The following is a 21415-nucleotide window of genomic DNA, read 5'->3' as shown; positions in this document are numbered from 1 at the left end:
GCTCCGCCCCGGACCCCGCGCCTCAAACGCCGGCGGGGCTGGATTCGGCTCCCGCCGCAGCGCGTTCAGCTGCACTTGCCGAGCGCGGACGCGGGTCAGGCGGCCCTGCCGGACTTCAGGGCCGCCAGACGGGTCTCGATCTCCGAGGTCTTGGCCATGTCGTCCAGGGACTCGAACTGCGCGTCCAGGGAGGAGGCGGCCAGCTCCTCCCTGCCCAGGGCCCTGGCCTCCTCGCGGCGGACCTTGTCCTCGAAGCGCGACAGTTCACTCGTCGGGTCCATGACGTCGATGTTCTTCACCGCGTCCAGCATCGTGTTCTGCGCCTGCGCGGTCTTCGCACGGGCCACCAGCTCGTCGCGCTTCGACTGGAGTTCCACGAGCTTCGACTTCATCGACTCCAGGCCCGACTTCAGCTTGTCGACCACCTCCGTCTGGGCGGCGATCGCCGGCTCCGCCGTGCTCGCCTCCTTCTCCGACTGGATCTGGCGGCCCAGCGCCACCTTCGCCAGGTTGTCGAACCTGTCCGCGTCCGCCGCCGAGCCCGCCGCCCGCAGTTCGTCCGCCTTCCGGCTCGCCGCGAACGCCTTGGCGCCCCATTCCGCGGCCGCCTCCACGTCCTCCTTGTGGTCCGCCTCCAGCAGCCGCAGGTTGCCGATCGTCGTGGCGACCGCCTGCTCCGCCGCCGAGATGTTGTTCGTGAAGTCGCGGATCAGCTGGTCCAGCATCTTCTGCGGGTCCTCCGCCTGGTCCAGCAGGGCGTTGATGTTGGCCTTGGCGAGCTGGGTGACGCGGCCGAGGATGGTCTGCTTGCTCATCTGGGCTCTCCTGATCAGGGGATGGATGTGCCGAGCGGGGTTCAGAAGCGGCCGCCGCCGCCCATCCGGCCGCGGGTCCCGGCGCCGCCGAAGGATCCCGGGCCGCGGGTCCCGCCCCCGCCGAAGCCGCCGCCGAAGCCACCCCCGCCGAGGCCGCCGCCCCCGCCGAGGCCGCCGCCCCCGCCGAGGCCGCCGCCCCGCAGGATCTCGCCGAGGATGATCCCGCCGAGCACCGCACCGCCCCGCCCGCCCCCCGCCGAGCGCCCGCCTCCGTACGGATCCCGGTAGCCCCGTACGTCCTGCTCCGCCAGCTGCTGCGCCTGCCGCGCCAGCGCGTCCGCCCGCTGCGCCTCCGCCAGCGCGCCCGACGGGTCCGACCCGGCCAGCGACACCGATCGCTCCAGGTGCCGCTGCGCCTCCGCCAGCCGGGTCCGGGCCTGACTGCCGACCGCGCCCCGGCTGGTGGTGACGTAGTCCGCGGCCGCGCCGATCGCACTGCGCGCCGCGAGCGTGGCCTGGTCGAGCAGGGCCGCCGCCCGCTGCCGTCCCGACTCCCGCTCCCGCGCCCCGGCCAGGGCCTCGTCGAGGGCCGCGTCCGCCTCCTCGACGCGCCGCAGGGCGTCGATCGGGTCGTACCGGCCGGCCTCCTGCTCCCTGCGCACCTCGGCCAGCACCGCCTCCGCCCGGCCGATCCGGCCCCGCAGATCGGCCGTGGACACCTCGGCCGACGTGCCGCTCAGCAGACCGGCCGCGTCGGCCAGGTCGGTCTCCGTCTCGGTGACGGCGCCCGGCAGCTTCCCGGCCGCCTCCGCCAGCTCCTGCGCCCGCCGCTCGACCGCGTCGACCAGGGTCGCCGCCTGGTCCACCGCGCCCTCGGCGGCCCGTACGTGCACGGCCGCCCTGCCGTTGTCGCCGCCGTCCACCGCCGCGTGGGCCTCGCCGAGGTGGGTGGTGACGAACAGCAGCCGGTCCTTGGCCTGTTCCGGGTTGGAGGCGACCGGCGCGGAAGCGGAGTCCGAGTACCGCCGGGCCAGCGCGGTCAGGGTCGCCTCGGCCGTCGTGGTGCGCCCGGTCAGCACCCGGAAGCGTTCCTCGACGGTCGCCAGGGCCTGCGGGGCGTTCTTCTCCAGGTCCCGCAGCCGGTCGAAGTCAGCCGACTCCGCATCCAGCCGCCGCATCGCCTCCGTGCACCGGGCGACGATCTCGTCCAGCATCCGGCGCCGCGTCGCATCGTCCTCCGGGTAGGCGTCGTCGAGCTGCTGGCGCAGCCGGAAGGCCAGCGTCAGCTCGCCCTTCGCGTACTCCACGGCCTCCGTGAAGGGGACGACCGCCCCGTCGCCGAACTGCGCCGACGCGAAGCCGAGTTCCTCGGTGCTCGTACGGACGGAGTCGTCGGTCTCCACCAGCAGCTCCTTGGCCCTGGCGTCCAGCTCCGGGAGAGGGACCCGGTCCGGGGCCCCTTCGGGCCAGCCCGGGCCGGTCTGCGTGGCCCGTCCGCCCGAGGAGATCCACCGCTTGCGGCGGGTGTACGCGTACGCCCCCAGCACCCCGGCCGCGCCGACCGCGATCACCGGCAGCACGAAGTCCCCGGCGCCGCTCTCGCCGCCCGCCCCGCCGCCGGGGTCGGCCGGGCCGGGGGTGATGGCGGGTACCGGTACGGGCTTCCCGCCGAGCACCGCGTCGTAGCCGTCGGCCGCGCCGATGGCGGCCCCCGCCCAGTCGTTCTGCTTCAGGGCCGGCTCGATGGCGGTCCGCGCCACCTCCGCCAGCTGCTCCTCGGTGAATCCGGAGTCGACGGCGGCCGAGTAGGCGTACTGCCGGGCCCCGGTGGCCACGGCCAGCAGGACGTCGTCCTGGCCGAGACCGTTCTTCTCGGCCGTGGCATCGGCCCAGCTCTGGGCCGAGCGCCCGGAGAAGTCGCGTACGTACGCCACGAAGAGCTGGATCTTCCGGTCGGCGTACAGCCTGTCGAGCGCGGCGGTGACGGCCCCCTGCCGGCCGCCCAGCGCCCCGACCCGGTCGGTGATCTGCCCCTGCTGCGAAAGGGTGACGGGATCATCGGCCCGCACGGCCGGCGCCCCGCCCACCCCCCACCCGCCGAGCGCCAGCAACGCGGCTGCCAGGAGGAGCCCGGCCCGTACGGATATCGCGCTGCGCGACTTGCTCTTCGGCGGGATCACATTTGGGAGGGTATGGGCGGTTCCTGCCCGCCGCACCCGGAGCCGCCGCCCGGCCTCACGGCAAGGGGATCGAGGCGAGCTCGGGCTGAGCCAGTACGACGCGGTCCCCGTACAGGAGCGCGCCGTGGCTGCCGATGCCGCGCTGGGCCCAGTACCAGTGCCTCGCACCGGTGGCGACGTGCAGGGCGGTCAGGAACGGGGTCCCGGACCGGCGGCGGAACACACCGGGGTTGCCCCTCGCGGACTTCACGTAGAGCAGACCCGCGCGGGTGCCGAGCAGTTCGAGCACGCAGTCCGCGGAGTCGGCCTGCTCCGTGACGCGCCGACGCCACAGCTCCCGGCCCGACTTCCCGTCGATGGCCACCACTGCGTTCGCCCCCGTCCGCGGATCCGCCCCCGCCGCGTACACCACTCCGCCCTCGGCCAGGACGCCCGGGGCGGGGACACCCAGCTCGACGCTCCACAGCGGCCGGCCCTCGCGCTGGTGCAGCGCACGCAGCTCGGTTCCCTCCAGCACGTGGACGGGGCCGACGGGCACGCTCGGAGCGTTGTGCGCCCTGCGGTGTCGGGCACCGCCCCGCGACCAGAGGAGAGCGCCGGTCAGCAGGTGCAGGCCCGTCAGCCCTTCCCGGTCCGTCAGGACGAGGCAGTCCGGGCCGGGCGTCATGGCCGGCGGGTCGTCGTAGCGGCCCGGATGCCGCCAGACCTCCTCTCCAGTGGCCGCGTCGAAGGCCCTCACCGCCTCCCGGCCCGCGTACAGCACCAGGTCCCCGGCCACCGTGAACCGCGCGGTGTCCCGTGCGTCCGTGGCCGTCTCGCCGGGCAGATCCCGCCACCAGCGCACCCAGCCGTCCCGCGGCTCCCGGGCCAGCAGCCGAACCCCCGGCCCGCCCCGCCGCTCCACCGCCACGAAGACGGCCATCCCCGCCGGGTCCGCCGCGCAGGCCACGGACGTCGGCCCGGCCGGCGGCGGCCCCGGGACCCCCGTGTCGCCGGCCGCCGTCCAGCGGCGCGTCCCGGTGTCGGCCCATACGGAGCCCACCTCGTCCCCCGCCGCCCAGGCCACGCTGTCCCCGGCCCGGCGGAGCGAAGCGGGCTTCACCGCCGCGCGCCACCGGCGCCGGGAGCCCGGACGGGCGGCGGATTCCGGGGCCGGCGCCCCGGGGTGGTCCGGAGGGAGTCCGGGATCGGCCCTCAGCTCCGGGTGCCAGGGGCCCTCCTCCCCGCATTGCGAGGCGATCCGGGCCAGCGCGAGCGCACGCTCGGGCCCCTCCGGGTGCGCGGCCCGCGCCGCGGCGGCCCGCTCCCGCGCCGTCGCCAGATCCACGAAGGGCGCCGTGCCCCGCGTGATCCGCCGGCCGGCCTCGGCCACCGCGGCCACGACCGCGTCGGTCTGCGCGTCCCCGGAGCCCTCGAAGCCCGCCGACAGCATGTTCTCCACCCGCGCCGAATCCTCCGCGTCCATGAGGTCCCCGTGGGCCTGAGCCAGGAGGAGCCAGGCCAGCGCGCGTGCGCTCCCGTGCTCGATCAGCTCGGTGCGGCGGAGCCCGGCGGCCAGGTCCTTGGCCGCGATCACCCCGGCGAGCTGCGCTTCGGTGACCGCGCGCACACCGGCGTCGCCGATCCGGGGCAGGTACTCCTCGGCGAGCCCGGGGTCGGTGGGGGCGGTGGCGAGCACGATGCGGGCCCAGACCCGGTCGGCCCTCGGATGGCCGGCGAAGAGGCGCGGCGCCAGCTGGGCGGCACGCGCGGGGGAGACCACGGCCAGCTCCTCCACGACCCAGCACAGCGAGAGGTCGCCGTACCACGCGGGCACCGTGAACAGTGCCTGCTGGGCATCCGTGAGCAACCGTTCCGTGCGCGCCGGGGCGTACGGGGAGGTGTGCCGGGCCAGCAGGGTCAGCAGCTCGGCGGTCTGGGACCGGTGGCGCTTGCCTTGGATCCAGGCGCAGCGCTCGGCATCGGCCAGCAGCCGTCGCGCGAGCCCCGTGTCGAAGTGGGCCGCCGCGCCCGCGGCGGTCGCCAGGGCCAGCACGCGATCGTCGGCGCCGGGGATGTCGCGTGACGCCTCCGCCGCGACCTCCAGTACCAGTCCCCGCAGGAACTCGTCGTAGGACTGCGGCACGGCGGGAGCCCGTCGGAACGCGTCGTAGGACGGTGGTACAGCGGGTGCCGGATCGGCCGTCGCGCCCGCCTCGCCTCCGGCGCCCGGTACGGCCCCGAGGCCTGCCCCTGCCCCTTGGGCCGCGATGGGCCCGGGCCCTGGGGCCGCGCCGCCCTGCCCCAGCAGCCCCCGCAGGGTCTTGGTCACCAGCTCCGACGATTCCGGCCGGTCCGCCGGGTCCTTCGCCAGGAGCGCCAGCACCAGCCGCTGCAGCCCGGGCGAAACGGCCAGCGGGCGCGGTGCCTCCGTGAGGTGCCGGTGCATCAGTGCGTATGCCGGACCGGCCGTACCGAACGGCGGCTGCCCACTCAGCAGGGCGTACAGCACGCACCCCAATGCGTACAGATCGGACCGGGCGTCCACGCGCTCGCCCCGCACCTGCTCCGGGGCCATGAACGCGGGCGTGCCGAACGGCTCGCCCGGGGGCGTCAGGCCCAGCGTCGCGTCGGAGGAGTGCGCGATGCCGAAATCGCAGATCTTGACCCGGCCCCCCGGCAGGAGGAAGAGGTTGGCCGGTTTCAAGTCCCGGTGCACCACCGCCTGTTCGTGTGCGGCCGCCAGGGCCTCTGCGGTCTGGGCCGCCAGCCCGAGCGCGGTGTCGACCGGCAGCCCGCCGCGTTCACGGGTCAGCAGCGACCTCAGGTCCTCGCCCGCGAGGAGCTCCATCACGATGAACAGCCGGCCGTCGTGCTGCCCCACGTCGTGGACCACCGTGATTCCCGGGTGCTGGAGCCGGGCCCCGATGGTGGCCTCGCGCCGGAAGCGGGCGACGGCCTCGTGGTGCGTCGGCGCCCCCAGCAGCACCTTCACCGCCACGGACCGGTCCAGCTTCAGGTCGTGCCCGCGCCACACCTCGCCCATGCCGCCGTGCCCGAGCCGCCGGTCCAGGCGGTACCGGCCGTCCAGCACATCCCCCGTCTGCACGCGAAGCCCCCTGACGTCACGTCAATCGGCGTTCCTTCAGGGGGCATTGTGTACCGCTCCCGTACTACTGCGGGTCGGAACGCCGCCGGATCCTGCTTCCGAGCCACACCAGCGGGTCGTACTTGCGGTCCACCGCCCGCTCCTTCAGCGGGATCAGGGCGTTGTCGGTGATCTTGATCCCCTCGGGGCAGACCTCCGTACAGCACTTGGTGATGTTGCAGTAGCCGAGCCCGTGCTCCTCCTGGGCCGTGCGCTTGCGGTCCAGGCCCGATTCGGCCGCCGCGTCCAGGGGGTGCATGTCCAGCTCCGCCACCCGCATCAGGAACCGCGGGCCCGCGAAGGCGGTCTTGTTCTCCTCGTGGTCACGCACCACGTGGCAGGTGTCCTGGCACAGGAAGCACTCGATGCACTTGCGGAACTCCTGCGAGCGCTCCACGTCCATCTGCTGCATCCGGTACGCGCCGGGGGCCACCCCCTCCGGCGGGACGAAGGCCGGCACCTCCCGCGCCTTCACGTAGTTGAAGGACACGTCCGTGACCAGGTCCCGGACGACCGGGAAGGCACGCAGCGGGGTCACCGTGATCGTTTCCTCGCGAGTGAAGGTGGACATGCGCGTCATGCACATCAGCCGCGGCCGCCCGTTGACCTCGGCGCTGCACGAGCCGCACTTGCCGGCCTTGCAGTTCCAGCGCACCGCGAGGTCCGAGGCCTGGGTGGCCTGGAGCCGGTGGACGATGTCCAGGACCACCTCCCCGTCGTGCACCTCGACCGTGAAGTCCCGCAGTTCCCCGCCCTCGGCGTCGCCCCGCCAGATCCGGAAGTGGGCGTCGTAGGTGGCCATCAGAAGAGCTCCTCTTCGGCGAGGTACTTGACCAGCTCTTCCTTTTCGAACAGCGCGAGCAGGTCCGGGCGGATGGGATCGGTGCGGGTGCGGACCAGGGAGATCCGGTCGGCCGCCGGGTCCGCCGGGGGCGGGTCGACCGGGCGGCACAGCAGGTTCACCGGGCGCCAGCTCCGCTCCATCGACGGGCAGTCCTCGCGGGTGTGCCCGCCCCGGCTCTCGGTGCGTTCCAGGGCGGCGCGGGCCACGCACTCGCTGACCAGCAGCATGTTGCGCAGGTCCAGCGCCAGGTGCCAGCCCGGGTTGAACTGCCGGTGCCCTTCGACCCCGGCGCGCGCGGCCCGTTTGCGCAGGCCCGCGAGCTTCTCCAGGGCCTCGGCCATCTCGCCCTCCCGGCGGATGATGCCGACCAGGTCGTTCATGGTCGTCTGGAGCTCCTGGTGGAGGGTGTACGGGTTCTCCGCGCCGTCCTCCGCGTGGAACGGGGCCAGCGCCTCGGCCGCCGCCGCGTCGATCTCGGACTGGGTGACCGCGGGGCGGTCGCCGGCCCCGGAGGCGTACTGCGCCGCGTGCAGGCCGGCCCGGCGGCCGAAGACCAGCAGGTCGGAGAGGGAGTTCCCGCCGAGGCGGTTCGAGCCGTGCATCCCGCCCGCGACCTCGCCCGCGGCGAAGAGCCCCGGGACGCCGACCGTGGCGGCGGTGTCCGAGTCGACCGCGATCCCGCCCATCACGTAGTGGCAGGTCGGGCCGACCTCCATCGGCTCCGCCGTGATGTCCACGTCCGCCAGCTCCTTGAACTGGTGGTACATGGAGGGGAGCCGCCGCTTGATCTTCTCCGCCGGCATGCGCGTGGAGACGTCCAGGAAGACCCCGCCGTGCGGGGACCCGCGGCCCGCCTTGACCTCGGAGTTGATGGCCCGGGCCACCTCGTCGCGCGGCAGCAGCTCGGGCGGACGCCGGTTGTGGTCCGGATCCTCGTACCAGCGGTCGCCCTCCTCCTCGGACTCCGCGTACTTCTCCTTGAAGACGTCCGGGATGTAGTCGAACATGAACCGCTTGCCCTCGGAGTTGCGCAGCACCCCGCCGTCGCCGCGGACGGATTCCGTGACGAGGATGCCCTTCACCGACGGCGGCCAGACCATGCCGGTCGGGTGGAACTGCACGAACTCCATGTTCAGCAGGGGCGCGCCCGCGAGCAGGGCCAGCGCGTGGCCGTCGCCCGTGTACTCCCAGGAGTTCGAGGTGGTCTTGAAGGACTTGCCGATCCCGCCGGTGGCCAGGACCACCGCCGGGGCCTCCAGCACGAAGAAGCGGCCGGTCTCGCGCTCGTAGCAGAAGGTCCCCGAGACCCGCTGCCCGTCTTTGAGCACCCGCGTGACCGTGCATTCCTGGAAGACCTTGAGCCGGGCCTCGTAGTCCCCGTACTCCTTGAAGTCCTCCTGCTGGAGCTGGACGATCTTCTGCTGGAGGGTGCGGATCAGCTCCAGGCCGGTGCGGTCGCCCACGTGCGCGAGGCGCGGGTATTCGTGCCCGCCGAAGTTGCGCTGCGAGATCCTCCCGTCCGGGGTGCGGTCGAAGAGCGCGCCCCAGGTCTCCAGCTCCCAGACCCGGTCCGGCGCCTCCTTCGCGTGCAGCTCCGCCATCCGCCACTGATTGAGGAACTTGCCCCCGCGCATGGTGTCGCGGAAGTGCACCTGCCAGTTGTCGCCCTCGTTGACGTTGCCCATGGAGGCGGCGATCCCGCCCTCCGCCATCACCGTGTGGGCCTTGCCGAAGAGGGACTTGCAGATCACGGCCGTACGGGCACCCCGTTCGCGGGCCTCGATCGCGGCCCGCAGCCCCGCGCCGCCCGCGCCGACCACGACCACGTCCCACTGCTGCCGTTCCACTTGAGCCATCTCAGAACAACCTCGGATCGTTGAAGGCGCCACTGGCCACCAGGTACACGTAGAAGTCGCAGAGGGCGACGCTGATCAGCGAGGCCCACGCCAGCTGCATGTGGCGGGAGTTGAGCCTGCTGACCCAGCCCCACAGCCGGTAGCGCACCGGGTGCTTCGAGAAGTGCTTGAGCCGGCCGCCCATGATGTGCCGGCAGGAGTGGCAGGAGAGGGTGTAGGCCCAGATCAGCGCGATGTTGGCGACGAACAGCAGGGTCCCGAGGCCCATGTGGCCCCACTCGTAGTGCGCGTCGCGGAAGGTCAGCACCGTGTCGTAGGTGAGGATGCCCGCGACCGGGACCGCCGCGTAGAAGAAGTACCGGTGCATGTTCTGGAAGACCAGCGGGAAGCGGGTCTCGCCGGTGTACGCCGTGTGCGGCTCGGCGACGGCGCAGGCGGGCGGCGAGGCCCAGAAGCCCCGGTAGTAGGCCTTGCGGTAGTAGTAGCAGGTCAGCCGGAAGCCGAGCGGGAAGATCAGGATCAGCAGGGCGGGGGAGAGGCCCCACCAGCTGCCGAAGATCTCCCAGTTGGGCCCGCCCCGCATCGGAACGCAGTTCTCCGCGAGACACGGGGAGTAGAAGGGGGAGACGTACGGGGCCGCGTAGTAGTCGGCGTTCGCGAAGGCCCGCCAGGTCGAGTAGACGATGAAGGCGAGCAGCCCGGCCGCGGTGCCGGCGGGGGCCAGCCACCACCGGTCGGTCCGAAGGTGCCGGGCAGCGATCGCGGCCCGGGAGGCGTCGTGGACGCCGCCGGGCCGCTGTTGTGGTGGTTGGGTGCCTGTGGCCAAAGGGGACTCCGGGTGGAGTGATGAGGGGTGGCCCAGGAGGCCCGGCCGACTGCGAGGGCTCGCGGACGGCCGGGCCAGATGGGTTCAGCGGGGTCGGATGGCTGCGCCGAGGGCGGCGGCCGGGGTCAGGGGGCGCGGCGGTCGCGTGCGCCCAGGCCCTCGTCGTCGGTGTCCGTCCACAGCGCGTTGTCGTACGGGGTGTCCGGGATGGTGACCATCCGGGACGGGTCCGGCGGCGCGGCCGGCGCCTGCTTCTGGCGCATGGCCTGCTGTTCCAGCCGCTCGACCTTGCGAGTCAGCTCGTCCAGGTTGCGCCGTACGGCACTCAGGTCGTCTTGCAGGGACATGATTTGCCCTCACTTCCGCGGGTGCGGTGGCAACGCTCATGTGCGCCTGCGAGTGTCGCGCTTCCCGTCCCCGGTTGTGAAGGGACGTGCAGCGATTGCGGGCGCGCAGGCGTGAACTGTGCGCCCCTCCCTGCCCCCCATTCTCATCCCTCTCCCGGGGGAACGCCCCTCGGCGTGCAAGTGGGATTGGTCCGCACGGGTGGGGTTCGCGGCGTGGCGTGAGGCGGCTGCGGAGGGTGTGGCCGGGCGTCGATTTCAGTGGGTTCCGGCAACCGGTGTGATCAGCTCCATATACCGCCGAACGTGATCATGCTTCCCCCACGCCCGCCCCGGAGGTACCACCCATGTCCCAGAGAAGGCGCAGGTCCTTGGCGCTCCTGACCTCGGGAGTCCTCGCACTGCCGCTCCTCACGGGCTGCGGCGCGGGTGACGACGAGGGCGGTCCGGTCGCCGCCGGGCAGGACATCGCGACGACGGCCCGCGACAAGGTGGCCGACGGCGGTGTGCTGCGCTGGGCGGTGGACACCCTTCCGGAGACCCTGAACACCTTCCAGGCCGATGCGGACGCGGCCACCAACCGGATCGCCGGGGCCGTGCTGCCGCAGTTGTTCGTGCTGGACGCCAAGGGGCGGCCGGTGGCCAATCCCGACTACCTGGAGAAGGCGGAGGTCGTCGAGCGGGAGCCCAAGCAGGTCGTCCTGTACAAGCTGAACCAGCAGGCGGTGTGGAGCGACGGCCGGGAGATCGGCGCCGCCGACTTCGTCGCCCAGTGGCGGGCCCTGAACGGCAAGGACTCGGCGTACTGGACGGCCCGCAACGCCGGCTACGAGCGCATCGAGAAGATCGAGCGGGGCAAGACCGACCTGGAGGTCAAGGTCACCTTCGCCAAGCCGTACGCGGACTGGCGCTCGCTCTTCACCCCGCTCTACCCCAAGCAGGTCATGGGCACCCCGGACGCCTTCAACGAGGGCGCCCGGGGCGCCCTCAAGGTCACCGCCGGCCCCTTCGGTCTCGGGGCGATCGACAAGAAGACCGGCACTGCCGCCCTGAACCGCAATCCGCGCTGGTGGGGACGGCCGGCCAAGCTGGACTCGCTGGTGCTGACGGCGGTGCCGAGGGCCGAGCGGCCGGCCGCGCTGGCCGCGGGGAAGCTGGACCTGGCGGAGATCGACCGCGCGGGCGCCGACCGGATCGCGCTGGCCCACCGGGACGCGGCCCCCCGGGGCGGAGCGGGCTCGGGCGGGGCCCCGGCGCACGGCCCGGGCGCGGCGATGACCCCGGCCCAGGCCACCCTGTCGTGGGCGATCGCCTTCGGCGCCGACGAGGCCAAGGCGGCGACGGAGAAGGAGACCCGGCAGAAGCAGGCCGAGGCGGTGAAACGGTACGCCTCCGAGCAGGACGCCCTGCGGGGCTTCACCGTGCGCAAGTCCCTGGAGCCGGCCTACACCCAGCTCGCCCTGAACGGGGCCTCCGGCCCGCTGTCCGACGAGCGGGTGCGCCGGGCGGTGGCCCGGGCCCTGGACCGCAAGGCGCTGGCCGAGATCGTACTGAAGCCCCTCGGCCTGCCCGCGAAGCCGGTCGGCAGCCACCTGGCGCTGGCCGGGCAGCAGGCGTACGCCGACAACAGCGAGGCCCTCGGCGGCCAGGACACCCAGGCGGCCCAGGCCCTCCTCGCGGACGCGGGCTGGCGGCGCGGCGGCAAGCTCACCGAGCCGCCGGGCGCCAAGGCCGGGCCGGAGAGCGAGAGCCAGGACGACTCGAAGACCCCCACGGGCCCCGGCACCGGCAACGACGGCCTGTACATCGTCGGCCAGGACGACGGCCGCAACGGCGAGCTCCGCTCGGCGACGGCCGACCTGCGGGCGGCCGTGGGCAAGGCGGGCCGGGCCAAGGCGGGCCCCGGCGCCCGGCAGGGCACGCTCGGCAGCCGCCCCGAGGGCCCCGAGGGGCACAGCGGCGACGGAGTGCTCGGCGGGATCCCGGTGAGCGGACCCGACGGCGAGATCGTGGACGCCGACGCGTTCGCCGCGGGGGCGGCGGACCGCGACCGGACCTCCCCGGTGCTGGCCCCCGCCCCCTTCGCGGCCGAGCAGCGGGCCTCCCTGCTGGCCCAGGCCGCGGCCGCGGGCAAGGCGGCCGCAGCCGACCCGAAGGCCGCGCCGGACGCCGCGGACCCGGCGGCCGCGGCCGGCGCCGTGGACGACGGCAAGCGCAGCCCGGCCCGCGACGGGGACGGGCCCGCCAAGGGCTCCCCGGCCCCGGCCAAGCAGGCGGTCCGCACCTCCGGATCCATGCTCGCCAAGGACGGCAAGGCGCTCAGCCTGCGCTTCGTCCTCCCGTCGGGCCCCGGCTCGGAGGCCCTGCGCGCCGTCGGCGAGCGGATCGCGCAGATGCTCCACAAGATCGGGGTGAACACCGAGATCACCAAGGTGGCCGACGACAGCTTCTTCAAGGACCACATCGCCTCGGGCCAGTACGACCTGGCCCTCTACTCCTGGCCGGCGACGGCCTACCCGGCCACCGACGCCCGGCCGATCTTCGCCAAGCCGGAGCCGGCCGCGGACGGCTCGCTCCTCGTCGAACAGAACTACACCCGGGTCGGCACCGACCACATCGACCAGCTCTTCGACCAGGCCGTCGGCGAGCTGGACGAGGAGCAGTCCCGGGAGCTGATGCGCAAGGCGGACGCCCGGATCTGGGCCGCCGCGGGCTCCATCCCCCTCTACCAGCGCCCGGAGCTGGTGGCGGTCAAGCCGGCCCTGGCCAACGCGGGAGCCTTCGGCCTCGGCGCCCCCCGCTACCAGGACATCGGCTGGAAGAAGCCGCCGACCGCCAAGGACGGCAAGAAGAAGTAGTCCGGCGGAAGAAGTGGTGACATACGGGTGCCTGTCCGGTTGACCGGAGGGTCACAACCTCAGATGTGACTCAATTTCCTTGCCCGCCGGACCCCCGGCGGGCAAGGTCGTGGATACCCATTGACCCGCATGATTACCGGCAGAACCCGCGGTCCGCGCACCCCACCCCGCACGGGCCCGCACTCATTCGTACGGCCTCTTGACAGACCCCCCGGCAGGCGGTTCCCGCTGCGCGACGTACCATGGGGTAAGGCCGTGGCAGGTTTTCGCCCGGTCGAGGCGCGCGTGCCGGACCGTACGCGACGCCATCCACGATCCCGGGAGAAGCGCCGAAGTGCCCACGCGCCACGACATCCGTAACGTCGCCATCGTCGCCCACGTCGACCATGGCAAGACGACCATCGTCGATGCCATGCTCAAGCAGGCCGGTGCCTTCGCCGCCCACCAGCAGCTCGACGACCGCATGATGGACTCGAACGACCTGGAGCGTGAGAAGGGCATCACGATCCTCGCCAAGAACACGGCGGTGAAGTACCACCCCAAGGACGGCGGGGCGCCCATCACGATCAACATCATCGACACCCCCGGCCACGCCGACTTCGGTGGTGAGGTCGAGCGCGGTCTGTCGATGGTGGACGCCGTCGTCCTGCTGGTCGACGCCTCCGAGGGTCCGCTGCCCCAGACCCGCTTCGTCCTGCGCAAGGCCCTGCAGGCGAAGATGCCGGTCATCCTCTGCATCAACAAGACCGACCGTCCGGACTCCCGGATCGACGAGGTCGTCAACGAGACGTACGACCTCTTCCTCGACCTGGACGCCGACGAGGACCAGATCGAGTTCCCGATCGTCTACGCCTGCGGCCGTGACGGCGTCGCCTCGCTGACCAAGCCGGAGGACGGCACCGTCCCCGCGGACAGCGACAACCTGGAGCCGTTCTTCTCCACCATCCTGGAGCACGTTCCGGCCCCGGTCTACGACGACGAGGCCCCCCTCCAGGCGCACGTCACCAACCTGGACGCCGACAACTTCCTCGGCCGCATCGCGCTGCTCCGCGTCGAGCAGGGCGAGCTGCGCAAGGGCCAGACGGTCGCGTGGATCAAGCGTGACGGTTCGATCTCCAACGTCCGCATCACCGAGCTGATGATGACCGAGGCGCTCACCCGCAAGCCGGCCGAGGTGGCGGGCCCGGGTGACATCTGCGCGGTCGCCGGTATCCCCGACATCATGATCGGCGAGACCCTGGCCGACCCGGAGAACCCGATCGCGCTGCCGCTGATCTCGGTCGACGAGCCGGCGATCTCCATGACCATCGGTACGAACACCTCCCCGATGGTCGGCCGCGGCGGCACCGGCAAGGGCGCGGACGCCAAGGCCGCGGTCAAGGACCGCAAGGTCACCGCCCGCCAGGTCAAGGACCGTCTGGACCGTGAGCTGATCGGTAACGTCTCGCTGCGCGTCCTGGACACCGACCGTCCGGACGCCTGGGAGGTCCAGGGCCGTGGTGAGCTCGCGCTCGCCATCCTGGTCGAGCAGATGCGCCGCGAGGGCTTCGAGCTGACCATCGGCAAGCCGCAGGTCGTCACGCAGGAGATCGACGGCAAGACCCACGAGCCGGTCGAGCGCATGACGATCGACGTCCCCGAGGAGCACATGGGTGCGGTCACGCAGCTCATGGGCGTCCGCAAGGGCCGCATGGACAACATGTCGAACCACGGCTCCGGCTGGGTCCGCATGGAGTTCGTCGTCCCGTCGCGCGGTCTGATCGGCTTCCGTACGGAGTTCCTGACGAACACCCGCGGTACGGGTATCGCCCACTCCATCCACGAGGGCCACGAGCCGTGGTTCGGCCAGCTGGTCACCCGCAACAACGGTTCGCTGGTCGCGGACCGCGCGGGTGCGGTCACGCCGTTCGCGATGATCAACCTGCAGGAGCGCGGCGTCCTGTTCACCGAGCCCGGCACCGAGGTGTACGAGGGCATGATCGTCGGCGAGAACTCGCGCTCCGACGACATGGACGTGAACATCACCAAGGAGAAGAAGCTCACCAACATGCGAGCGGCTTCCGCGGACAACACGGAGAACGTGATTCCGCCCCGCAAGCTCTCCCTGGAGCAGTCCCTGGAGTTCTGCCGCGACGACGAGTGCGTCGAGGTCACGCCGGAGGCCGTCCGCATCCGCAAGGTCGTCCTGGACCAGAAGGAGCGCTCGCGCACCGCGTCGCGCGCCAAGTCCGCGAAGTAGTACCCGGCTTGGGCCCAGTCGCCGCTAGGGCGGCGGCTGGGTTGGCCGAAACCTCTCAGAGCACAGCAGCCCCTCCCGTCACGGAGTCCGTGACCGGAGGGGCTGTTCGCTTTTGTCAAGCGGATTGTTGCGTTCTGGTGTCCGCATACCGACCGTGACGCACCGGAAGTTGAGCTAACCGTCCGTTTCGCACGTGTCTGTCTCCTATCCGTTTGTCCGGATTTCGGGTTTTCGGCATGGGGTGATGTTGTGAAAACGAGACCACTTAAGTGTGGTTTACGGTCTGGGCGTCCCTGAGGATGGCTCCATTGAGCTCGGGTCAATGGGTCACGCGCTGTGGGGAGCGCCGACTCACGAGCACACACGATGGGGCCGGAATTCGCTGTCAGGGGTGTCAGCGGGCGCCGGGCCCTTCACGTATCGACAGTGACTCCTGAGGAGGCAAATACCCATGCGCGGAGCAACGAGCGCCAAGTGGGTCGCGGGTGCCGTCATCGTGGCGATGGCCGCCACGGCCTGTGGTACCGGCAAGGACGACGCCAAGAGCGGCGGCGGCAACATCACCGTGCAGCTCGGTGAGCCCCAGCACGGCCTGGTGGGTCAGAACACCGCCGAGTCCGAGGGCGCCGAGGTCCTGAACGCGGTCTTCACCGCGCTGGTCTCGTACGACAACAAGACCAACGAGGTCCAGCTGGCGGCCGCCGAGTCGATCAACACGACCGACTCGAAGACCTGGACCATCAAGGTCAAGGACGGCTTCACCTTCCACAACGGCGAGAAGGTCGACGCGCAGTCGTTCGTCCGCGCCTGGAACTGGGGTGCCAACCAGGAGAACGCGGCCGAGGGCATGCCGTTCTTCTCGAAGATCGAGGGCTCCGAGGAGCTGGCGCCGGGCAAGGACAAGAAGCCCACCGCCAAGGAGCTCAAGGGCCTCAAGATCGTCGACGAGATGACCTTCACCGTCACGCTGAAGGAAGCCTTCTCGCAGTTCAAGACGATGCTCGGCTACAACGCCTTCTACCCGCTGCCGAAGGCGTTCGAGGCGGACCCGAAGGCGTTCGGCGAGAAGCCGATCGGTAACGGCCCCTTCCAGATGGACGGTGCCTGGGAGCACAACAAGCAGATCAAGGTCAAGCGGTACGACAAGTACCCGGCCGAGGGTCGCGCCAAGCTCGAGGGCGTCACCTTCCGGATCTACGACAACCTGGACACGGCGTACAACGACCTGCGCGCCGACACCATCCAGATCACGGACAAGCTCCCCGTCTCCGCGATGGCCAGCGTCTCGCAGGAGTTCGGCGACCGCTACATCTACAAGCCCGAGTCCGGCGTCGGCTACATCGGCCTGCCGCTCGCGCAGAACCCCGAGGCGTTCGGCAAGGTCGAGATCCGCAAGGCGATCTCGATGGCCATCGACCGGGACGCCATCACGAAGACCATCTTCAACAACACCCGCAAGCCGGCCGACGACTTCGTCAGCCCGATCATCCCGGGCTACCGCAAGGGTGCGCTCGGCGACTCCGGCCAGTACAACCCGACCAAGGCGAAGGAACTCTTCACCCAGGCGGGCGGCGTCCCCGGCAACAAGATCGAGCTCGGCTACAACGCCGACGGCGGCCACAAGGAGTGGATCGAGGCCGTCGCCAACCAGCTGAAGACGAACCTCGGCGTCGAGGTCACCGCCAAGCCGTTCACCAAGTTCGGCGAGATGCTCGACGACCTGGGTGCCTCGAAGTACAAGGGCGCCTTCCGTATGGGCTGGGTCATGGACTACCCGGCCATGGAGAACTACCTCCGTCCGATCTTCTCGAAGGTCGCGATCGAGCAGGGCTCCAACTACGGCCACTACGTGAACGAGGACTTCGAGGCGCTCCTCGCCAAGGCCGACCAGGCCCCCGACGCGGCCGAGGGCCTGAAGCTGTACCAGCAGGCCGACGACATCCTCGTCAAGGACCTGCCGTACATCCCCGTCTTCACCTACATGTCTTCTTCGGCCTACTCCAAGTCCGTGAAGAACGTCGAGGTCGACGCCCAGGGCCGCATGGACCTGGCCAAGGTCGAGCTCAACTAACACCCCTCTTCACTTAAGGGGAACCCGGGGGCGGGCAGACGGAATCAGGTTTCCGTCTGCCTGCCCTTTCCCCCTGCTCTTGCTGGAGGTCTGATGGGCCGCTACCTCATCCGCCGACTCATACAGGCGATCCCTGTTCTGATCGGTGCCACGTTCCTTATCTACTGGCTGTCCTTCAAGCTCCCCGGTGACCCGATTCAGGCACTGGCCGGCGAGAAGAAGGCCGACCCGCTCGTCGCGGCGATGCTGCGCGAGAAGTACCACCTCGACGACTCCTTCCTCGCGCAGTACTGGAACTACATCACCAACCTGTTCCAGGGGAACTTCGGCGAGACCCTGACCGGGCGCTCCGTCTGGGACAAGATCACCGAGGCCTTCCCGTACACGGTGAACCTCGCCCTCATGTCCTTCCTGATCGAGGCCGTCATCGGCGTGGTGGCCGGCATCATGGCCGCGCTGCGCAGGGGCAAGTTCCTCGACCAGCTCGTCCTCCTCTCGACGCTGCTGGTCATCTCCATCCCCGTCTTCGTCAGCGGCTTCGTGCTCCAGCTGGCCCTCGGCGTGAAGTTGAAGACCGAGTGGGGCATCGACTGGTTCCCGGTCTCCTTCAACGAGAACGACGGGCTCATCGCCTACCTCATCCCCGCGCTGGTGCTCGCCTCGACCTCGCTCGCGTACGTGGCACGACTGACCCGTACCAGCCTGATGGAGACCATGCGCTCCGACTACGTGCGCACCGCGACCGCCAAGGGCCTGCCGCGCCGCCGCGTCGTCGTGAACCACGCGCTGCGCAACGCGCTCATCCCGATCGTCACCTTCCTCGGCGCCGACCTCGGCTCGCTGATGGGCGGCGCGGTCATCACGGAGAAGATCTTCAACATCCACGGGATCGGCGGCCTGCTGGCCGAGTCGGTCTACCGCAAGGAAGGCACCGTGATCGTGGGCGTCGTCTCGCTCCTGATCATCGTGTATCTCGTCGCCAACCTGATCGTGGACATGCTCTACGCCGTGCTCGACCCGAGGATCCGCTATGCGTGACACAACTACGGTGGGGGATGAGTTGACCGACACCCAGACCGCCGGAGCTCCCTCCGCGAGCGGCACGGTCGCCCAGGGCGGGGGCAAGAAGCCCAAGAAGGACCGCGAGGCCAGCCTCTGGTCGGACGCCGTCTCGGACCTGCGCCGCAATCCCATCTTCCTGATCGGCGCCGCAGTGGTGCTGTTCCTGCTCGTCCTGTCGGCCGTACCCGGCTGGTTCACCTCCGGGAGCCCGTTCGCGGCCGGCGCCTGTCAGCTCCAGGACTCCCTGAAGGCGCCGAGCGGCGACCACTGGTTCGGCTTCGACATCCAGGGCTGCGACGTCTACACCCGTACCATCTGGGCCGCCCGCAACTCGGTCATCGTCGGTACGGTCACCACCAGCCTGGTGCTGATCGTCGGCGGTCTGCTCGGCCTGCTGGCCGGCTGGGCCGGAGGCTTCGTGGACAGCGTCCTGTCCCGCTTCACCGAGATCTTCTTCGCCATCCCGCTGCTCCTCGGCGGCATGCTGATCATGTCGGGCCTCGGCAAGGGCAACGCCTGGACCGTCGCGGTCGTGCTGGCCACCCTCGGCTGGCCGCAGATCTTCCGCATCATGCGGTCCTCGGTGCTGCAGAACAAGAACAACGACTACGTGGTCGCCGCCCGCGCCCTCGGCGCCGGCACCCTGCGCATCACCCTGCGGCACATCCTGCCGAACGCCGTCGCCCCCGTCATCGTGGTCGGCGCGATCAGCCTCGGTGTGTACATCTCCGCCGAGGCGGCCCTGTCGTTCCTCGGCATCGGCGTCCAGGCGCCGGAGATCTCCTGGGGCCTCATGGTCAGCGATGCCAAGGACCGCTGGCTCCAGGCACCCCACGTGCTCCTCTTCCCGGCCGCCGCGCTGAGCATCACCGTGCTCGCGTTCATCATGGTCGGCGACGCGGTGCGCGACGCCCTCGACCCGAAGCTGCGCTGAGGAAGGGCGTACGTTGACCATCATCGACAAGACCTCGACCGTCCCCGCGCCCCGCTCGGCGCCCGAGGGGACCCCCCTGCTCGAAGTGCGCGACCTGCACGTCGAGTTCCACACCCGCGACGGTGTCGCCAAGGCCGTCAACGGCGTCTCGTACTCCGTGAACGCCGGCGAGACCCTCGCCGTCCTCGGCGAGTCCGGCTCGGGCAAGTCCGTCACGGCGCAGGCCATCATGGGCATCCTCGACATGCCCCCGGGCAAGATCCCGTCCGGCGAGATCCTGTTCCAGGGCACCGACCTGCTCAAGCTCCCGGCCGAGGAGTTCCGCAAGGTCCGCGGCCAGAAGATCGCCATGATCTTCCAGGACGCGCTGTCCTCGCTGAACCCCGTGCACACGGTGGGCGCCCAGCTCGGCGAGATGTTCCGCGTGCACCGCGGCATGTCGAAGAAGGACGCCACGGCCAAGGCCGTCGAGCTCATGGACCGGGTGAAGATCCCCGCCGCCAAGGCGCGCGTGGGCGACTACCCGCACCAGTTCTCCGGCGGTATGCGCCAGCGCATCATGATCGCCATGGCGATGGCCCTGGAGCCCGACCTGATCATCGCCGACGAGCCCACCACGGCTCTCGACGTGACGGTCCAGGCCCAGGTCATGGACCTCCTCGCGGAGCTCCAGCGCGAGATGAACATGGGCCTGATCCTGATCACCCACGACCTCGGCGTCGTCGCCGACGTCGCGGACAAGATCGCCGTCATGTACGGCGGCCGGATCGTCGAGAACGCCCCGGTTCACGAGATCTACAAGCGCCCCGCGCACCCGTACACCCGCGGCCTGCTCGACTCGATCCCGCGCCTGGACCAGAAGGGCCAGGAGCTCTACGCGATCAAGGGCCTGCCGCCCAACCTGCTCAACATCCCCTCGGGCTGCGCCTTCAACCCGCGCTGTCCCAAGGCGCAGGACATCTGCCGCACGGACGTTCCCGTCCTGCACCAGGTGACCGAGCAGGACGGCACCGAGCTGCCCGGCCGCGGCAGCGCGTGCCACTTCTGGAAGGAGCAGATCCATGGCTGAGCTCACCAAGCCCAAGGGCGAGCCGATCCTCCAGGTGCGCAACCTGGTCAAGCACTTCCCGCTGACCCAGGGAATCCTGTTCAAGAAGCAGGTCGGCGCGGTCAAGGCCGTCGACGGGGTCTCCTTCGACCTCTACCAGGGCGAGACCCTCGGCATCGTCGGCGAGTCCGGCTGTGGCAAGTCCACCGTCGCCAAGCTGCTGATGAGCCTGGAGAAGGCCACCGCCGGCGAGGTCTTCTACAAGGGCCAGGACATCACCAAGCTGTCCGGCAAGGCCCTCAAGGCCGTCCGCCGCAACATCCAGATGGTGTTCCAGGACCCGTACACCTCGCTGAACCCGCGCATGACGGTCGGCGACATCATCGGGGAGCCCTTCGAGATCCACCCCGAGGTGGCTCCCAAGGGCGACCGGCGCCGCAAGGTCCAGGAACTCCTGGACGTCGTGGGCCTCAACCCCGAGTACATCAACCGCTACCCGCACCAGTTCTCCGGCGGCCAGCGCCAGCGCATCGGCATCGCCCGCGGCCTCGCGCTCAACCCGGAGATCATCATCTGCGACGAGCCGGTCTCCGCGCTCGACGTGTCGGTGCAGGCGCAGGTCATCAACCTGATGGGGAAGCTGCAGGACGAGTTCAACCTGTCCTACGTCTTCATCGCGCACGACCTCTCGATCGTCCGGCACATCTCGGACCGCGTGGGCGTCATGTACCTGGGCAAGATGGCCGAGATCGGCTCCGACGCCGAGATCTACGACCACCCGACCCACCCGTACACGCAGGCACTGCTCTCCGCCGTGCCGGTGCCGGACCCGGAGGTTCGGGAAGGGCGCGAGCGCATCATCCTCACCGGTGACGTGCCCTCGCCGGCCAACCCGCCGTCGGGCTGCCGGTTCCGCACCCGGTGCTGGAAGGCGCAGGACAAGTGCGCCACGGAGGAGCCGGTGCTGGCGATCCCGACGCGGTTCCAGGGCGTGAGCAGCCCGGCCGCGCACGAGTCGGCGTGCCACTTCGCGGAGGAGAAGGCCGTTCTGGCGGTCTGATCCCCCCTCGCCGTACGGCGTTCAGGGCGCCCGGCACCGGAATCCTCCGGTGCCGGGCGCCCTGCCGTTTCCCGCGGGGACCGTGGACGTGTGCGGCGCCGCTGCGGGGGGGGGGGGGGCGGGGCCCCGCGCCCCCCCCCCGGCGGGGGGC

Annotated in this window: 14 protein-coding genes; 7 read left to right on the top strand and 7 right to left on the bottom strand. The window is 71.0% G+C overall.

What is annotated here, in order from left to right; genetic code table 11:
- Nucleotides 1–95 precede the first annotated feature (95 nt).
- The 7 genes from ACFTXQ_RS26765 to ACFTXQ_RS26735 form a co-directional block, all read right to left on the bottom strand.
- Nucleotides 96–815, bottom strand: a complete 720-nt coding sequence (locus ACFTXQ_RS26765) for a PspA/IM30 family protein (RefSeq protein WP_382644996.1) — start codon at nucleotides 813–815, stop codon at nucleotides 96–98.
- A gap of 41 nt (nucleotides 816–856) precedes the next feature.
- Nucleotides 857–2995 carry a TPM domain-containing protein gene (locus tag ACFTXQ_RS26760; RefSeq protein ID WP_382644994.1) on the bottom strand — a complete coding sequence of 713 codons (2139 nt, stop codon included), beginning with the start codon at nucleotides 2993–2995 and terminating at the stop codon, nucleotides 857–859.
- 55 nt (nucleotides 2996–3050) lie between these two features.
- Nucleotides 3051–6083, bottom strand: a complete 3033-nt coding sequence (locus ACFTXQ_RS26755; RefSeq protein ID WP_382644993.1) for a protein kinase — start codon at nucleotides 6081–6083, stop codon at nucleotides 3051–3053.
- A gap of 64 nt (nucleotides 6084–6147) precedes the next feature.
- On the bottom strand, nucleotides 6148–6924 hold the full coding sequence (locus ACFTXQ_RS26750) for a succinate dehydrogenase/fumarate reductase iron-sulfur subunit (protein ID WP_382644991.1): 777 nt from the start codon (nucleotides 6922–6924) through the stop codon (nucleotides 6148–6150).
- Complete coding sequence (locus tag ACFTXQ_RS26745) at nucleotides 6924–8822, bottom strand: fumarate reductase/succinate dehydrogenase flavoprotein subunit (RefSeq protein ID WP_382644989.1); 1899 nt, start codon at nucleotides 8820–8822, stop codon at nucleotides 6924–6926. Before ACFTXQ_RS26745 ends, ACFTXQ_RS26750 begins: the two co-directional genes overlap by 1 nt.
- Nucleotide 8823: 1 nt before the next feature.
- Nucleotides 8824–9648 carry a hypothetical protein gene (locus ACFTXQ_RS26740; RefSeq protein WP_382644987.1) on the bottom strand — a complete coding sequence of 275 codons (825 nt, stop codon included), beginning with the start codon at nucleotides 9646–9648 and terminating at the stop codon, nucleotides 8824–8826.
- Between the two features lie 125 nt (nucleotides 9649–9773).
- Nucleotides 9774–9995, bottom strand: coding sequence for a hypothetical protein (locus ACFTXQ_RS26735; RefSeq protein ID WP_382644985.1), 222 nt, complete (start codon nucleotides 9993–9995; stop codon nucleotides 9774–9776).
- A gap of 344 nt (nucleotides 9996–10339) precedes the next feature.
- On the opposite strand from ACFTXQ_RS26735, the gene ACFTXQ_RS26730 reads away from it, so the two are divergent.
- From ACFTXQ_RS26730 to ACFTXQ_RS26700, 7 genes are all read left to right on the top strand, one after another.
- Nucleotides 10340–12850, top strand: a complete 2511-nt coding sequence (locus ACFTXQ_RS26730; protein ID WP_382644983.1) for an ABC transporter family substrate-binding protein — start codon at nucleotides 10340–10342, stop codon at nucleotides 12848–12850.
- A 334-nt stretch (nucleotides 12851–13184) separates the two neighbouring features.
- Nucleotides 13185–15089, top strand: coding sequence for a translational GTPase TypA (gene typA / locus ACFTXQ_RS26725; protein ID WP_382644981.1), 1905 nt, complete (start codon nucleotides 13185–13187; stop codon nucleotides 15087–15089).
- 451 nt (nucleotides 15090–15540) lie between these two features.
- Nucleotides 15541–17160, top strand: a complete 1620-nt coding sequence (locus ACFTXQ_RS26720; protein ID WP_382644979.1) for an ABC transporter substrate-binding protein — start codon at nucleotides 15541–15543, stop codon at nucleotides 17158–17160.
- A gap of 93 nt (nucleotides 17161–17253) precedes the next feature.
- A complete protein-coding gene (locus tag ACFTXQ_RS26715) occupies nucleotides 17254–18198 on the top strand; it encodes an ABC transporter permease (RefSeq protein ID WP_382644977.1) in 945 nt (314 codons plus the stop codon).
- Nucleotides 18191–19156 (top strand): ABC transporter permease, encoded by a 966-nt coding sequence (locus ACFTXQ_RS26710; protein ID WP_382644975.1) that lies wholly within the window; start codon nucleotides 18191–18193, stop codon nucleotides 19154–19156. The genes ACFTXQ_RS26715 and ACFTXQ_RS26710 overlap by 8 nt, the downstream gene beginning before the upstream one ends.
- Before the next feature lie 13 nt (nucleotides 19157–19169).
- A complete protein-coding gene (locus tag ACFTXQ_RS26705; RefSeq protein ID WP_382644973.1) occupies nucleotides 19170–20225 on the top strand; it encodes an ABC transporter ATP-binding protein in 1056 nt (351 codons plus the stop codon).
- Complete coding sequence (locus ACFTXQ_RS26700; protein ID WP_382644971.1) at nucleotides 20218–21264, top strand: ABC transporter ATP-binding protein; 1047 nt, start codon at nucleotides 20218–20220, stop codon at nucleotides 21262–21264. The genes ACFTXQ_RS26705 and ACFTXQ_RS26700 overlap by 8 nt, the downstream gene beginning before the upstream one ends.
- Nucleotides 21265–21415 lie beyond the last annotated feature (151 nt).

It is taken from the genome of Streptomyces sp. NPDC057010, assembly GCF_042673805.1.
Taxonomy (GTDB): Bacteria; Actinomycetota; Actinomycetes; order Streptomycetales; family Streptomycetaceae; genus Streptomyces.
Note: the sequence above shows the minus strand (reverse complement) of the source record. Positions and strands in the feature narration are given on the sequence as shown.

Excerpts from the sequence above, each read along its gene's own strand:
- ACFTXQ_RS26715 (WP_382644977.1), top strand. The coding sequence starts at position 17,254 with ATGGGCCGCTACCTCATCCGCCGACTCATACAGGCGATCCCTGTTCTG.
- ACFTXQ_RS26730 (WP_382644983.1), top strand. The coding sequence starts at position 10,340 with ATGTCCCAGAGAAGGCGCAGGTCCTTGGCGCTCCTGACCTCGGGAGTC.
- ACFTXQ_RS26765 (WP_382644996.1), bottom strand. The coding sequence starts at position 815 with ATGAGCAAGCAGACCATCCTCGGCCGCGTCACCCAGCTCGCCAAGGCC.
- ACFTXQ_RS26745 (WP_382644989.1), bottom strand. The coding sequence starts at position 8,822 with ATGGCTCAAGTGGAACGGCAGCAGTGGGACGTGGTCGTGGTCGGCGCG.
- ACFTXQ_RS26750 (WP_382644991.1), bottom strand. The coding sequence starts at position 6,924 with ATGGCCACCTACGACGCCCACTTCCGGATCTGGCGGGGCGACGCCGAG.
- ACFTXQ_RS26710 (WP_382644975.1), top strand. The coding sequence starts at position 18,191 with ATGCGTGACACAACTACGGTGGGGGATGAGTTGACCGACACCCAGACC.
- ACFTXQ_RS26735 (WP_382644985.1), bottom strand. The coding sequence starts at position 9,995 with ATGTCCCTGCAAGACGACCTGAGTGCCGTACGGCGCAACCTGGACGAG.
- ACFTXQ_RS26720 (WP_382644979.1), top strand. The coding sequence starts at position 15,541 with ATGCGCGGAGCAACGAGCGCCAAGTGGGTCGCGGGTGCCGTCATCGTG.
- ACFTXQ_RS26700 (WP_382644971.1), top strand. The coding sequence starts at position 20,218 with ATGGCTGAGCTCACCAAGCCCAAGGGCGAGCCGATCCTCCAGGTGCGC.